We start from the raw sequence: 338 nt of genomic DNA, 5'->3' as shown, positions 1-338 counted from the left end.
AGCCATGAAAACGGCTACCACATCGACCGCGACCCGCTGTGGCAACACCAACCCGTGGCAAAACCGTTCAACGCCATCGCCTGGTACCAATGCGACCGCCTCGGCACGCCCATGGAACTCACCGACCAACGTGGCGAGATTGCCTGGAGTGCGACGTATCAAGCGTGGGGGCTGGCCAAAGAGAAGCGTACCGACAACGCAATACGCGAAAACATCCGCAACCCGCTGCGCTTTCAAGGGCAGTACTTCGACACCGAAACAGGGCTGCACTACAACCGCTATCGGTACTATGATCCGCAAGTCGGACGGTTTATCAGCAAGGATCCGATCGGTTTTGC

Annotated in this window: 1 protein-coding gene; it reads left to right on the top strand. The window is 58.0% G+C overall.

Going from position 1 to position 338, the window contains the following annotated elements:
• Positions 1–338: RHS repeat domain-containing protein (locus GHO32_RS26260; protein WP_178113961.1), on the top strand; the 338-nt coding region annotated here is incomplete at both ends.

This window comes from Pseudomonas sp. FSL R10-2189 (assembly GCF_009600325.1).
Taxonomy (GTDB): Bacteria; Pseudomonadota; Gammaproteobacteria; order Pseudomonadales; family Pseudomonadaceae; genus Aquipseudomonas; species Aquipseudomonas helleri.
Note: the sequence above shows the minus strand (reverse complement) of the source record. Positions and strands in the feature narration are given on the sequence as shown.